This is a genomic window from Arcticibacterium sp. GJ41-1, from assembly GCF_055808875.1.
The window spans coordinates 2,007,733-2,022,297 of the sequence record NZ_CM147888.1 but is presented as its reverse complement, the minus strand read 5'-3'; the positions used below and the strand labels follow the sequence as shown (position 1 = coordinate 2,022,297).

Genomic DNA, 14,565 nt, shown 5'->3' with positions numbered 1-14,565 from the left:
CACAGAACATTTTCGTTTTTTTACCGAAGAACCTAATAAAAACATATGCGATATCTAGTAATTGCTTTACTATTCATGGCACAGTTGACCTTCGCCCAAAGGTCTGACCAAGAGTATCTTCTAGAATATAAGGAAGCTGTGCAGCTTTATGCCAGCGACGACTTTAGTGGTGCTTTGCAAAAACTTACGCCCTTATCTTCTAAAACTTACACTAATTCTGTAGTGCCTTACGCTCTTTACTATTACGCCTTGGCCTCACTGAAAGAAAACAAAGCATATCAGTCTAGAGGAGCTTTAAGAGACCTTTTTACAAGATTTCCAGACTGGGACAAAATAGAGGAGGCTTACTATTTATATGGAGTGGTGAACTTTGAAGACAAGTATTACGCTGAAGGTATCCCCTATTTAGAAAGAATTACATCAAAATCTTTAGAGAAGGATGTTTACGGATTGATGCAAACAAATATTCCTACTATTGAAAATGTAGTTTTACTGAAGGAATTAAACCAAAAATTTCCAAATCAGAGAATTGTTGCAGAAACATTGGTCAACAGAATTCAAGCAAGAAAATACAATACTAAGGCTGACCTAGAGCTTTCAGACCAATTGACAAACCTTTTTAACCTAGTTCCTGAAGAAGTTAATGGGTCGGGTTCAAAAGGTGGAGTTAATTATGAAAGAGCTTTTGACGACCATACCATGGACTTTGGCGTTTTGCTACCATTTGCCTTAAAAGACTTCAATTTAAAAGAAGCTATTGGTGAAAATAGGTATGTATATGATTTATTCATGGGCATGAAATTAGCCGTAGAAAAACTTACTAAAGAAGACATTCCAGTAAGACTATACGGATTTGATGTTGACAAAACTTCTGAAAGTTTAGAGGGATACCTTAAAGACAAAAACTTTAAAAAGATTGACCTTATTATTGGACCACTTTATGGTAGACCTAATAAAGTAGCCGAAACCTACACTGCAAAAAATAAGATTTTCCAGGTGCACCCTATCTCTAACAGTAGGAGCCTCATATCAGACGAAGAATCAAGATTTTTACTTCAATCATCTAACGAAACCCAAGCCGAAAAGTGCTTAGATTTTGTGGAAACACTTGATAGACAAAAATCAGTAAGTGTGTATCACGACGGTTCTAGAAAAGACTCTCTTTTAGCTCATATCTATGCTGAAACAGCAAGAAACAGAGGATACAAAGTAATAGAAGAGAAAAGATTCATCGATAAAGAATCAATTTCAGCGAATAAAAATCCTGGCCATGTTTTTATAACAGGTGACGCTAAATTTGGCCCAAAAATAATTAGGGCCCTTGGTCAACAAAAATCTGATTCTACTGTGATAGCAACAGATGCTTGTTTTAACATGGAATCTTCTACAAGAGATTTGTTATCAAAAAACCTCTACTTGGTATATCCACAATATATTGATGGGAAAAAGAGTGTGGTAAATAGTTTCAGAAGAACCTATATAGATAAAATGAAAATGATTCCATCTTACTACGCCTACCTTGGCTATGACATGATGCTCTTTTATGGCAGAATGTTAAAAGATGGAAAAGAAATATTTAGACTTAACCTAGACGAAAGCCCAAAAATGGATGACCTTCTTCTTAGTGGCTTTGACTATTCTGATAAGAGTTTTGAGAACAAAGTAGTACCAATAGTTAAGTATAACAGAGGACGATTTGAAATAGTAAATAGTAATGACTAATAAGAGCAGCCAACTTTTCAACGAAGCACAGAAATATATCCCTGGTGGTGTAAATTCTCCTGTAAGAGCCTTTAAAGCCGTAGGAGGAAATCCAATATTCATGGAAAAGGCAGAAGGTGCCTATTTATATGATGTAGATGGCGGAAAGTATATTGACCTTATAAACTCATGGGGTCCTATGCTTTTGGGTCATGCCTTTAAACCTGTTGAAAAGCGAGTTCAAGAAGTTCTTAAAAACTCATTCTCATTTGGAACACCTACTTCTTTGGAGGTAGACATGGCCAAATTAATAACCGAACTAGTTCCATCTGTAGAAAAAGTAAGAATGGTAAACTCTGGTACAGAGGCTACCATGTCGGCCATTAGACTAGCTAGAGGATATACAGGAAGAGATAAGTTCATAAAATTTGAAGGTAACTACCATGGTCATGGTGATTCTTTTTTAATAGCCGCTGGTAGTGGTGCTGTTACCATGGGCGAGCCAGATAGCCCAGGTGTAACTAAAGGCACAGCTAAAGATACGCTTCTAGCTCCTTTTAATGATTTAGAAGCCGTTAGAAATTTAGTAAACGCTAACAAAAACGAAATAGCGGCCATAATTTTAGAACCCGTAGTAGGTAACATGGGTTGTGTGCTACCTAAAAAAGGTTTTTTAGAAGGCTTAAGAAAAGTCTGTGATGAAGAAAAGATAGTTCTAATCTTTGATGAGGTAATGACCGGCTTTAGATTGGCTTTAGGTGGTGCTCAAGAAAGGTTTGGTGTAATACCAGACATGACTACTTTAGGAAAAATCATAGGAGCAGGAATGCCTGTAGGAGCCTATGGTGGAAAGAAAGAAATAATGGATTTTGTAAGTCCAGCTGGCCCAGTTTATCAAGCAGGTACATTGTCAGGAAACCCTATGGCTATGGCTGCAGGACTTACTATGCTTCAGCATTTGAAAGATAACCCAGCTATTTATCAAACTTTGGAAGAGAACGGAAACCAAATAGTAGCCGGAATCCAAAAAGATTTGAAAGAAATGGGACTACCATACACCATGAATCATGTGGGTTCTATGTACAGCCTATTCTTCACATCGGAACAGGTAACAGATTTTGAAACAGCAAAGACTACTAATACCGAATTATTCGGTAAATATTTTAGAGCAATGATAGAGAAAGGTATTTACCTACCTCCTTCTCAATACGAAACCGTATTTATATCAACAGCTTTAAGCTCTTCTGACATCAGCACTATTCTAAAAGCTAATAGAAAGAGCTTAGAAGAAATATCAAAGTAGGATTTGCTAACATCTACGGTCAGTAGTTCGAACGAAAACCGTTAGTATCGGGTTTTAGCATAAGACTATAAAAAGCCAAATCTTGCAAGAAGAAAAAGTTAGCGGAAAAATATTTGATAAGGCCGTCCTTAAAAGGCTATTGACTTTCATTGTACCTTATAAGTTTAGGTTCATTTTATTAGTGGTTTTGATTTTAGTAGGAGCAGTACTCTCTCCTATTATGCCACTACTGATAAAGTATACCATTGATGGACCTATTACTAATGGAGACTATCCTGGGCTAAGCAAAATGCTTATGCTAATGATAGGCTTGCTTTTCACCTCTTCTATTTTAACTTTTTTCAATACTTATCTTGCTGGTTGGCTAGGACAACATATTATTAGAGACATTAGAGTTCAGTTATATGATAAGATTCTTAGCCTAAAACTCCGCTTTTTTGATGAAACACCAATAGGAAGGTTAGTTACTAGAACTATTTCCGACATTGAAACCCTGTCAAACGTTTTCAGTTCTGGTTTTGCCGCAATAGCGGGAGACGTGCTACAGCTAATCTTAATTATGGCCGTCATGTTTTATACAGATTGGCGACTTTCTTTAATTAGCTTGAGCACTATTCCTTTTATGCTCATCAGCACCTATATTTTTAAAGAAAAGGTTAAAAAGTCTTTTAATAAGGTACGAAATGCGGTTTCAAACCTGAATAGCTTCATGCAGGAGCAAATTACGGGTATGAGCTTGGTTCAAGTTTTCAATTCTGAAGACATCTCTTTCAAGAAATTTATTGAAATCAATAAAAATCACCGTCACGCCAATATTCGTTCTATATTATACTATTCCATTTACTATCCAGTAGTAGAAGTCATATCTGCTTTAGGAGTAGGTTTAGTGGTTTGGTACGGAGCTAGAGAGATTTTAAACCCGGCGGCAGACGTTACTTTCGGTACCATCACTGCTTTTATTATGTTTATCAATCAATTCTTCAGACCAATAAGAATGATTGCCGACAGGGTAAATACCCTTCAAATGGGTATAGTAAGTACTGATAGAATATTAAAGGTTTTAGATAGCGAAGACTTTATACAAAACAATGGAAGTATTACTGCTCCTATAAAGGGGGAAGTAAGCTTTGAAAAAGTGTGGTTTGCGTATAATGATGAAAACTATGTGCTAAAAGATATTTCATTTGAGGTAAAAGAAGGAGAAACAGTAGCTTTTGTAGGAGCTACGGGAGCTGGGAAAAGTTCTATTGTCAATCTTTTAACTCGCTTTTACGAAATTAACAAAGGGCAAATCAAAATTGACGGCATTGATGTCAAAGATTATGAAATGTCTCATTTAAGAAGACAAATAGGAATGGTATTGCAGGACGTATTCTTGTTTTCAGATACCATCCGAAACAATATCACACTGGGTGATGAGAACATTACAGACCAACAAATTATAGAAGCTGCAAAAATGGTAGGGGTACATAATTTCATTATGCAATTACCTGGCAACTATGATTACAATGTTATGGAGCGAGGTTCTACTTTATCTGTAGGTCAGCGTCAGCTTATTTCTTTTGTTAGAGCTATGGTTCAAAACCCAAATATCATAGTTTTAGATGAAGCCACCTCTTCTATAGATACAGAATCAGAAGAATTGATTCAAAAAGCGATAGAAAAATTAATGAAGGGTAGAACAGCCGTGGTGATTGCCCACAGACTGAGCACCATTCAAAAGGCTCACAAGATTGTAGTGGTAGATAAAGGTAGAATAGTAGAAATGGGCACCCATGACGAGCTATTAAAAAACAAAAATGCCTACGCAAATCTTTATGAAATGCAGTACGCTGCAGCATTAGCATAAGGTATTTTTTTATTTACTCTTTTAAACCTAATTCTAACAACTTCAAAAAAATAGCCATTTAGACTCTTTAAATGGCTATTTTACCAATCAATAAAAGTCCACTTCCCGTCCTATAGTTTTGGCACGTAATTTGTAAAATACTAATCAGTATAAACTCAACAAATTATGAAGCCCCTAAATAATTTTTACCGCATCATCCTAACCACACTAATTGTAAGCCTTGCGTTGAATGTAAATGCGTCCTATTTTGACAATAATCAACCTCCATATGAACTTTCTGCTGGATATATTTTCAAGGATGGCCTTTCTAAAATCAAGATCAACGGAAAATTTGGTTTTTTAGATAAAACAGGAAACGTAGTGGTCCCATGTGATTATGACCAAGCTTCTGATTTTAATAATGGCTTAACCATTGTTAGAAAAGGTGAAATGTATGGTTTTGTATCTACATCAGGAAAACAATTAACTGCATTAACTTATCAAGCCCTTGAACATTTCAATGGTGACCGTGCCTTATTTAAAAAAGATGGCAAATACGGATACCTTGACCTTACGGGTAAAGAAATTATACCTAATAATTTTGAAGCAGCATTGACTTTTGAAGGAGATTACGCTGTTTACACAGAAAACATGTTAGCTGGTTATATGGACCGTAATGGTAACACTGTAATAGAACCACAATTTAACTTCGCCCTTAACTTCACTGAAGGTTTAGCTCCAGTAATGAAAGATAGCAAATGGGGTTATATTAATACATCTGGTAAAACTGAAATAGACTTTATTTTTGACTTTGCCTCTAATTTAAAAGAGGGAAGAGCTACCGTAAGAAAAGACGGAAAAGCGGCTATAATTAACAGTAAAGGTTCATTTATAACCAAATATGACTTTGACAATGTTTCTGAATTTATAAACGGATATGCCATTTTCATTCAAGATGGCACTTTTGGAATTATAACTAAAAAAGGAAACATAAATCTTTCAGGTTTTAACAGAATTGTTCAGTCTGATAATGGAATTTATGCATTCAAGAGAAACAACCTTTGGGGTTTTATGGATGCAGATGGCGAGGAACTAGTAATACCTGTATTTAATAAGGTAGGTGATTTTAAAGAAGGTTTTGCCAAAGTACAGAGTAACGGAAAATATGGTTTCATTAATGAGATGGGAAAAATTGTAATTCCAATCATTTATGACTCAGCAAATAGTTTCTCTGATGGTATAGCATCTGTTCAAATAAATGGAGTCTACCATTTTTTAAACACTCATGCTGAAAACGAACTTACCGTAGCAGTTGATAAGACTTCAAACCCGGAAAGCATTGTTATTCAAGTTAATAACAACAGAATGATATTCACTAATGGTAAATTTCAATTGGCTAGTAACTATTAATTAGATCTTGTTAACATTAAGTTTTAAGCCCTCCCTATCGGAGGGCTTTTTTTTGCCTATTACTTCCCTACTTTATTCACCCTTAAAATTCAACAGTAAGTACATTACTGTTATTCGTATAGAGATTAGAAAAAAACACTTTTTTGGCATGGATAAATGTATTCTCTTTTGATTTAATCACGTATACCCATCAACTACACTTTCATAATTCCAATTTCAGTATTCATACCTTAAAACGTCAGAAAATACGCATTTAAAGCCTTCTGGCATACATTTAGCATCTCATTAAGTATAAACTTCAGAAACTATGAGAAAGCTATACACTTCATTACTAATTACTTTTTGTTTAAGTCAATTCTCTTTATTCGCCAATCCTATTAAGAATTTTAATGCTGGCTATTCCTTTAAAGAAGGAAGGTGCAAAATCAAAATTGATAACAAATTTGGTTTTATGGATAAAGAAGGGAAAATAATCATTCCTTGTCTATATGACTACGTTTCAGACTTTCACATGGGCCAAGCCATTGTCAGACAAGGTAAAAATTTCGGTTTCATTTCAAAAAACGGAAAAGCCCTTACCTCTCTTATTTACGAGTCTCTAGAAGGCTTTCAGGGTAACCGAGCTCTTTTTAAGAAAAACGGTAAATACGGATACTTGGACAACAATGGTAAGGAGACCATCCCTGCACAATTTCAAAAATCTCTTGGCTTTGAGGGTGACTATGCCGTCTTTTCAAAAGAAAATCTGTCTGGGTTTATAAACAGACAAGGTGAAGTGATACTAGAGCCAAAGTTTGACTTTGCTATGAACTTTACAGAGGGTTTAGCACCTGTCATGATAGATGGCAAATGGCTATATATAGACATAAAGGGACAAACAGTTATTAATGAAGGCTATGACTTTGCTTCTAACTTTAATGAGGGAATTGCTACTGTTAGAGTAAATGGCAAAGCTGCCATTATAAATAAACATGGTCATAAGCTTACCGATTTTGATTTTGACAATATCTCTGAATTCATAAATGGGTATGCTCTATTTATCAAAGACGGTAAATTCGGTACCATGAACAAAAAAGGGAAAATTGCAATCTCAGGATTAGACAGAATCGTTCAATCATCTTCTGGTATATTAGCCTATAAAAAGAATGACCTATGGGGCTATATAATGCCTAATGGCACGGAGGTAATTACACCCGTTTATACTGAAGCTGGTGATTTCAATAACGGCTTAGCTAAAATAAGCATGAACGGTAAGTTCGGATTTATTAACAAGTCAGGTAAAATAGTAATACCAGCTAAATATGAAGCTGCAGGTGACTACTCTGATGGTCTTGTTTCTTTAGAACTGGATGGCTCCTACTACTTCATGGATAACAAAGCTTCAGAAAAACTTCTCCTTGCCATTGAAGAGAACGATGCTTCTGAAAGAATTACCGTTACAGTTAATGAGAATCTGATGGTCTATAATAATGGAAAATTAGAATTCGCTTCTAGTAAAACCAGTAACGACACCGTTAGATAATTAAGCATTAAAATTTGCTAAAAAAAGCAAAATTGGCACGAAAGATCTACTAAGTATATACGATAAAATGTATACCGCAAAACCTAAAAAACATACCGCAAAACCTAATACTCATACTCCGAAATACCCTTATTCATACCCGTACAAATACTCTTGTAATATTCAATATGTATTTGGCACGTATTTAGTACTGTTAGTATATATACGTTAACAAACTATGAAACTAAAGATTACATTAACTCTAACGCTTCTAGTTCTTGGAAGTTTCTCTGTACAAGCAGAGAAAGCAGACAGCAATGGTCTTCCTGCTTCGAGCTTTAACGCTAGTTATTCTTTTAAAGAAGGAAGATGTAAAATAAAAATCAATGAGCAGTACGGTTTTATAAATACTGATGGCAGTATAGTTATACCATGCAAGTATGAATACGTTTCTGATTTTCAAAACGGGTACGCTATTGTAAAGAATAATAATAAGTATGGTCTCATCTTGAAAAATGGTACCACGTTCACTGAAATGACTTACGATTATCTAGAACCATATAATGGTAATAGGGCTCTTTTCAAAAAAGACGGTAGATACGGTTATCTAAACTTATTAGGAGAAGAGGTAATCGAAAATAAATATGAATTTGCTAGAACTTTTAAAAATGACCTGGCTATTATCAAAATAAACAACAGAACAGGGTTTATTAATAGAGAGGGTAAATTAGAAATTGCACCACAATATGATCTGGCAAATAGTTTTTCGGAAGGCTTAGCTCCTGTTATGAAAGACGGAAAGTGGGGTTACATAAATACAAAAGACGAACTAATTATTAAGTTTAAGTTTAAAGCTGCTTCGGCATTTAAAGATGGATTAGCCACTGTAATACATGATGGCACTACCCAAATAATTAACAAAAAAGGAAATTCTAAAAGCAGAAAGAATTTTGACAATGTAACAGAATTTATAAAAGGTTACGCTCTATGCTTTAAAGATGGAAAGTACGGCATCATCAATAAGAAAGGATATGTTACTGTTTCTGGTGTAAATAGAATGAAACAGTGTAGCAATGGTTTATATGCCTTTACTCGAAATAACCTGTGGGGTTTTATCACAGCAGAGGGTGAAGAAATTGTTACTCCTACCTTTAGTCATGTTGACGATTTTCATAATGGGCTAGCCAAAGTACAGATTGACCAAAAATTTGGTTTTATAAATGAGCTAGGAGAAGTGGTTATTCCTCTAATTTACGATTCAGCAAACGACTATTCAGAAGGTATGGTGTCTGTCAAAGTTGCAGACAATTACTTCTTTCTTGACCAAAATGGAATGGAGAAATTAGCCTTTTCTTTGGACGCTAGATCTGTTGCAGAAAACATAATAATTACAGTCAACGAAAATAAATTATTATATAATGATGGCAAACTAGAAACTGCCTCATTAAAATAAAGATATCAGTTTTTTAAGTAAGCAAGTTAGCGAGCAGACCCCTCTTCTGGAGGGATTTTGCTTTTTAAACCACCCCACTTTTACAACCCTATTCGTATTTTAAAGCCTGAAATAAATTCGCTCAGATTCCACAAGGTATAATGAGTAATAAAAAAGTTTTCTCTCAGGAACATATCAGAATGTATTTCAATAATATCCTTCATCATTAAAGTTTTAATACTCTTAAAAAAGTTCTTCGTCCACCTATTCAATTCAATCAAGCCTATATACGCAAATATTTTATTGAAAAATAGAAAATTGGCACGCCAGCAATGGTTTCTACTCATTTCTTCAGGTATTTATACGTATACAGAACAAATTCTCATTCATACATAAGAAAAGCCAAGTTCATCCAAACCGCACCGCTTAATCACTTATGCCTATACGTTTTGGCATGTATTTGGCAACTATCTAAGCGAATCTGTAAAAATCTCAAACTCATGAAATTCAAAGTATCAATTGTAATATGTTTTCTTCTAATTAGTGTGGCCACTATTGCGGCTTCACAAGAAGACAAAGGCAATTACTTGCCGGCATCAAGCTTTAATGCTAGCTATTCTTTTAAGGATGGCATGTGCAAAATAAAGATCAATGGTTTATATGGTTTTATGAATAAGGAAGGACGTATTCTAATTCCATGTAATTATGAGTACGCTTCCGATTTCAAGAATGGCTTTGCTATTGTTAGAAACAATAACAAATTTGGTTTTGTTATGAAAAACGGAACAAAGCTTACTGAAGTAAAATACGAACACCTTGAGCCATTTAACAGCGAAAGAGCCTTGTTTAAAATGGATGGTAAGTTTGGTTATCTTAATAGCAGTGGTGAAGAGGTAATTGCAAATACCTTTGAAACCGCAATGGGTTTTGAAGGTAAAACCGCAGTAATATCAGTTAATGGTAAAGCAGGTTTTATAGACAAAGTAGGAAATCTAGTTATCAAGCCAGAATATGATTTTGCACTAGGTTTTGCAGAAGGCCTAGCTCCAGTATTGAAAGATGGAAAATGGGGCTACATAAATGAAAACAATAAGGTAATTCTAGATTTCAAATATGACATAGCCTCTACATTTAAAGAAGGAATAGCTACCGTCATATCAGAAGGCAAAACTATTATCATAAATCAAAAAGGAAATAGTTTAACAAAGCAGAGCTTTGACAATGTTTCAGAATTTGTAAACGGTCATGCCTTATGTTTTAAAGATGGAAAATTTGGCATCATTAACAACAAAGGAAACATTAAAGTATCTGGTTTAAATAAAGCCTTTCAATCTAACAACGGCTTATATGCTGTAGGTAGAAACAACCTTTGGGGTTTTATGTCTGCCGAAGGTGAAGAATTAATAGCTCCAACATTTACTAGCGTTGGCGATTTCCACGAAGGACTGGCTAAAGTTCAAATGGACGGTAAATTTGGTTTCATTAACGAATTTGGTGAAGTAATTATACCATTGATTTATGACTCTGCTAGAGACTTTTCAGAAGGAATGGTTTCTGTAAAGCTTGGTGATACTTATTTCTTCCTTGACGATTTTGGAACAGAAAAACTAGCTTTCACTCTGGACGGCAAGTCTTCTGCTGACAACATAATAGTGAAGGTTAATCAAAATGAATTACTATACAATGATGGCCAGTTGATTACGGCATCATTAAAAAAATAAAATCAGTTTTTTAAGTAAGCAAGTTAGCGAGCAGACCCCTCTTCTGGAGGGATTTTGCTTTTTTGGGCATTTGAAAACGTTCTAAACGTTTAGTTTACATGCAAAGTATAATAAGCCTCCCCTATTCAATTCTCTAAATCTGGATATGAATGATGCTCCTTAATTGAAATTATTCAGCATAAAACTTGGTTATAATAGCATCAGGCTTAGGAACTAGACCTATAAATAGTTAATTTCGCCGCACATTTAGAACACTCAAAATCATATTATATGGCATTCAATATTGATATCATAAAGGCTCTTTATAGTCAATTGGCTGGTAAAGTAGAGGCAGCAAGAAAAATCACAGGGAAACCTTTAACCCTATCTGAAAAAATATTGTACTCTCACCTTTCTTCAGAAGAAACTCCAAGAGCTTTCAACAGAGGGAAGGATTATGTAGACTTTGCTCCAGATAGAATTGCATGTCAAGATGCTACTGCTCAAATGGCTTTGCTTCAGTTTATGCAAGCTGGTAAGCCACAAGTAGCTGTTCCTACTACGGTACACTGTGACCACCTTATTCAAGCCAAAATGGGTGCTGATAAGGATTTGCAAGCTGCATTGAACTCAAGTAATGAAGTTTTTAACTTTCTAGAGTCTGTTTCTAGAAAATATGGTATCGGTTTCTGGAAGCCAGGTGCAGGTATTATTCACCAAGTGGTTTTAGAAAACTATGCATTCCCTGGTGGAATGATGATTGGTACAGATTCTCACACTGTTAACGCCGGTGGACTAGGAATGGTTGCTATCGGAGTTGGTGGAGCTGATGCCGTTGATGTAATGGTAGGTATGCCATGGGAGCTTAAATTCCCAAAACTTATTGGTGTTAAATTAACTGGAAAACTTTCTGGTTGGTCTTCTCCTAAAGATGTTATTCTTAAAGTAGCTGGTATCTTAACGGCCAAAGGCGGTACAGATGCTATTGTAGAATATTTCGGCGAAGGAGCTGCTTCTATGTCTTGTACTGGTAAAGGAACTATCTGTAATATGGGAGCTGAAATTGGAGCTACTACATCTACATTTGGTTATGACGACTCTATGGAGCGTTACCTTAGAGCTACAGGAAGAGACGACGTAGCTGATGCTGCCAACGAAGTTAGAGAGCACCTTAATGGTGACCCTGAGGTTTATGCTAACCCAGAGCAATACTTCGACCAAGTGATTGAAATTGATCTTAATACCTTATTACCACACCTTAACGGTCCATTTACGCCAGATTTAGCTACGCCAGTAGGTGAAATGACTGAAAAGGCTACTAAAAACGACTGGCCTTTAGATGTGGAGTGGGGTTTAATTGGTTCTTGTACTAACTCTTCTTACGAAGATTTATCAAGAGCAGCTTCTGTAGCAAAACAAGCTATTGATAAAGGACTTAAAACTAAAGCCGAATTTGGTATCAACCCAGGTTCTGAGCAAGTAAGATTTACCGCAGAAAGAGATGGTCTTCTTCAAGTATTTGAAGATTTAAATGCTACTATCTTTACTAACGCATGTGGACCATGTATTGGCCAGTGGGCTAGAGCAGGTGCTGAAGATAAAAAGAAGAACACTATTGTTCACTCGTTTAACAGAAACTTTGCAAAAAGAGCTGACGGAAACCCTAACACGCACGCGTTTGTTGGTTCTCCAGAATTAGTAGCTGCAGTAGCTATTGCGGGTCGTTTAGACTTCAACCCTATCACAGATACACTTACTAACGATAAAGGAGAGCAAGTTAAATTTGAAGAGCCGACAGGCCTTGAACTTCCTCCAAAAGGTTTTGATGTAGAAGATGCAGGTTATTTAGAGCCAGATGCAGACGGAAGCGGAATCACTATCAATGTGAAAGAAGATTCTGAGCGTTTACAATTACTAGAATCATTTAGCCCATGGGATGGCAAAAACATTTCTGGAGCCAAACTTCTTATTAAAGCATACGGAAAATGTACTACTGACCATATTTCTATGGCAGGCCCATGGTTACGTTTTAGAGGTCACTTAGATAACATTGCAAACAATACGCTTATTGGTGGTGTAAATGCTTTCAACATGGAGACAAACTCTGTTAAAAGTCAAATCACTGGCGAATATGGTGCTGTGCCTGATACACAGAGAGCTTACAAAGCCGCTGGTATACCTACAGTGATTATTGGAGACCAAAACTACGGTGAAGGTTCTTCAAGAGAGCATGCAGCCATGCAGCCAAGACACTTAGGTGTTAGTGTGGTGATGGTGAAATCTTTTGCTCGTATTCACGAGACTAACCTTAAGAAGCAAGGTGTCTTAGCATTGACTTTTGCTAACCCTGCTGATTATGACAAAATCCAAGAAGATGATACTTTCAACTTCGTAGATTTAGCTGATTTTGCTCCACAAAAGCAAATTACAATTGAGGTAGTTCATAGTGACGGAAGCAAAGACACTATCTTGGGTAATCATACATATAATGAGGCTCAAATAGAATGGTTTAAAGCAGGTTCTGCTCTTAACCTTATCAAGCTTAAAAACAAATAAGAAGTATTCAACACTTCGTTTTAAAATGACTCGCAGAAATGTGAGTCATTTTTTTTGTCCTATATGTTAACTTTCAATTATTATTATGAAAAGGAAATAATCTTTAGATAATAGATAAGTCTGGAGAAAATTAAAACTTATATTCATTTTTGCTTCTACAAATCACCAGATATGAAAAAAGTACTACTCTCTTTACTATTCTTTTATATTTCTCCTGTATTCGGTCAAAAGCAAAAATGCCTCTTGGTTCTTCTAGACGGTATTCCGGCAGATGTTTTAGAAAAGACTGCTACGCCAAATATTGATAAAGTTTCAAAAAAAGGTGCCTACGCTAGAGCTTACGTGGGCGGAGAGAAAGGGGGAACTTCGGAGTCGCCTACCATTTCGGCCGTAGGTTATAACAGCATGCTTACTGGCACATGGGCCAATAAACATAATGTGTGGGGCAACAGCATCAAAAAACCAAACTACTCCTACCCTTCTATCTTTAAAGCAGCTAAAGACGCAAACCCTGAAATAAAACTAGGAATATATTCTACCTGGGAAGACAATAGAACGAAACTACTGGGCGAAGGTTTACTAGAAACCAATAAACTTCATTTAGACTATGTTTTTGATGGTTATGAACTTGACACCACTACTTTCCCACACGACAAACAAAGAGAATATATCAAAAATATTGACAACCTGGTAGTAGCGGAGGCTGCTAAAAGTATCAAAAAAGATTCTCCTGACCTTTCTTGGGTATATTTAGAATACACTGACGATATGGGGCATAAATTTGGCGACAGCCCTGAAATGACTGCTGCCGTAAAACTCGCCGACCAACAAATTGGTCAATTATATGCAGCCATTAAAGAACGAGAGAAAAAGCATAAAGAAGAATGGCTTCTAATTGTCACTACAGACCACGGTAGAAGCCCGGAAAACGGAAAAGGACACGGAGGTCAGTCTGACAGAGAAAGAACCACCTGGGTAGCCACAAACAAGTCAAACGTAAACGAAAGGTTTCAAAATGGTCTTGCTATTGTAGACATCTTCCCTACTGTAGCTCAGTTCTTGGAAATAAAACTTGAAAAAAGTGTAGAAGAGCAGTTGGACGGGATTTCGTTTTTGGAATAAAGTTTCTTGAGC

9 protein-coding genes are annotated in these 14,565 nt (G+C 35.9%); all 9 read left to right on the top strand.

The window, feature by feature from the left end; genetic code table 11:
* Positions 1-45 precede the first annotated feature (45 nt).
* The 9 genes from AC0L6O_RS08210 (at position 46) to AC0L6O_RS08170 (ending at position 14,553) form a co-directional block, all read left to right on the top strand.
* Entirely contained in the window at positions 46-1,722 is a 1,677-nt protein-coding gene (locus AC0L6O_RS08210; protein WP_473307726.1) for an ABC transporter substrate-binding protein, read from the top strand.
* Complete coding sequence (gene hemL / locus AC0L6O_RS08205) at positions 1,715-3,004, top strand: glutamate-1-semialdehyde 2,1-aminomutase (RefSeq protein WP_473307724.1); 1,290 nt, start codon at positions 1,715-1,717, stop codon at positions 3,002-3,004. The genes AC0L6O_RS08210 and hemL overlap by 8 nt, the downstream gene beginning before the upstream one ends.
* Before the next feature lie 82 nt (positions 3,005-3,086).
* Entirely contained in the window at positions 3,087-4,853 is a 1,767-nt protein-coding gene (locus tag AC0L6O_RS08200) for an ABC transporter ATP-binding protein (RefSeq protein WP_473307722.1), read from the top strand.
* A 165-nt stretch (positions 4,854-5,018) separates the two neighbouring features.
* Positions 5,019-6,242 (top strand): WG repeat-containing protein, encoded by a 1,224-nt coding sequence (locus AC0L6O_RS08195; RefSeq protein WP_473307721.1) that lies wholly within the window; start codon positions 5,019-5,021, stop codon positions 6,240-6,242.
* Positions 6,243-6,549: 307 nt separating this feature from the next.
* Positions 6,550-7,764, top strand: a complete 1,215-nt coding sequence (locus tag AC0L6O_RS08190) for a WG repeat-containing protein (protein WP_473307719.1) — start codon at positions 6,550-6,552, stop codon at positions 7,762-7,764.
* A 217-nt stretch (positions 7,765-7,981) separates the two neighbouring features.
* Positions 7,982-9,196, top strand: coding sequence for a WG repeat-containing protein (locus tag AC0L6O_RS08185; RefSeq protein ID WP_473307717.1), 1,215 nt, complete (start codon positions 7,982-7,984; stop codon positions 9,194-9,196).
* Between the two features lie 479 nt (positions 9,197-9,675).
* Positions 9,676-10,896, top strand: coding sequence for a WG repeat-containing protein (locus tag AC0L6O_RS08180; protein WP_473307716.1), 1,221 nt, complete (start codon positions 9,676-9,678; stop codon positions 10,894-10,896).
* Positions 10,897-11,166: 270 nt separating this feature from the next.
* Complete coding sequence (locus tag AC0L6O_RS08175; protein ID WP_473307714.1) at positions 11,167-13,431, top strand: aconitate hydratase; 2,265 nt, start codon at positions 11,167-11,169, stop codon at positions 13,429-13,431.
* A 171-nt stretch (positions 13,432-13,602) separates the two neighbouring features.
* Positions 13,603-14,553, top strand: coding sequence for an alkaline phosphatase family protein (locus tag AC0L6O_RS08170; protein ID WP_473307712.1), 951 nt, complete (start codon positions 13,603-13,605; stop codon positions 14,551-14,553).
* Positions 14,554-14,565: the final 12 nt, after the last annotated feature.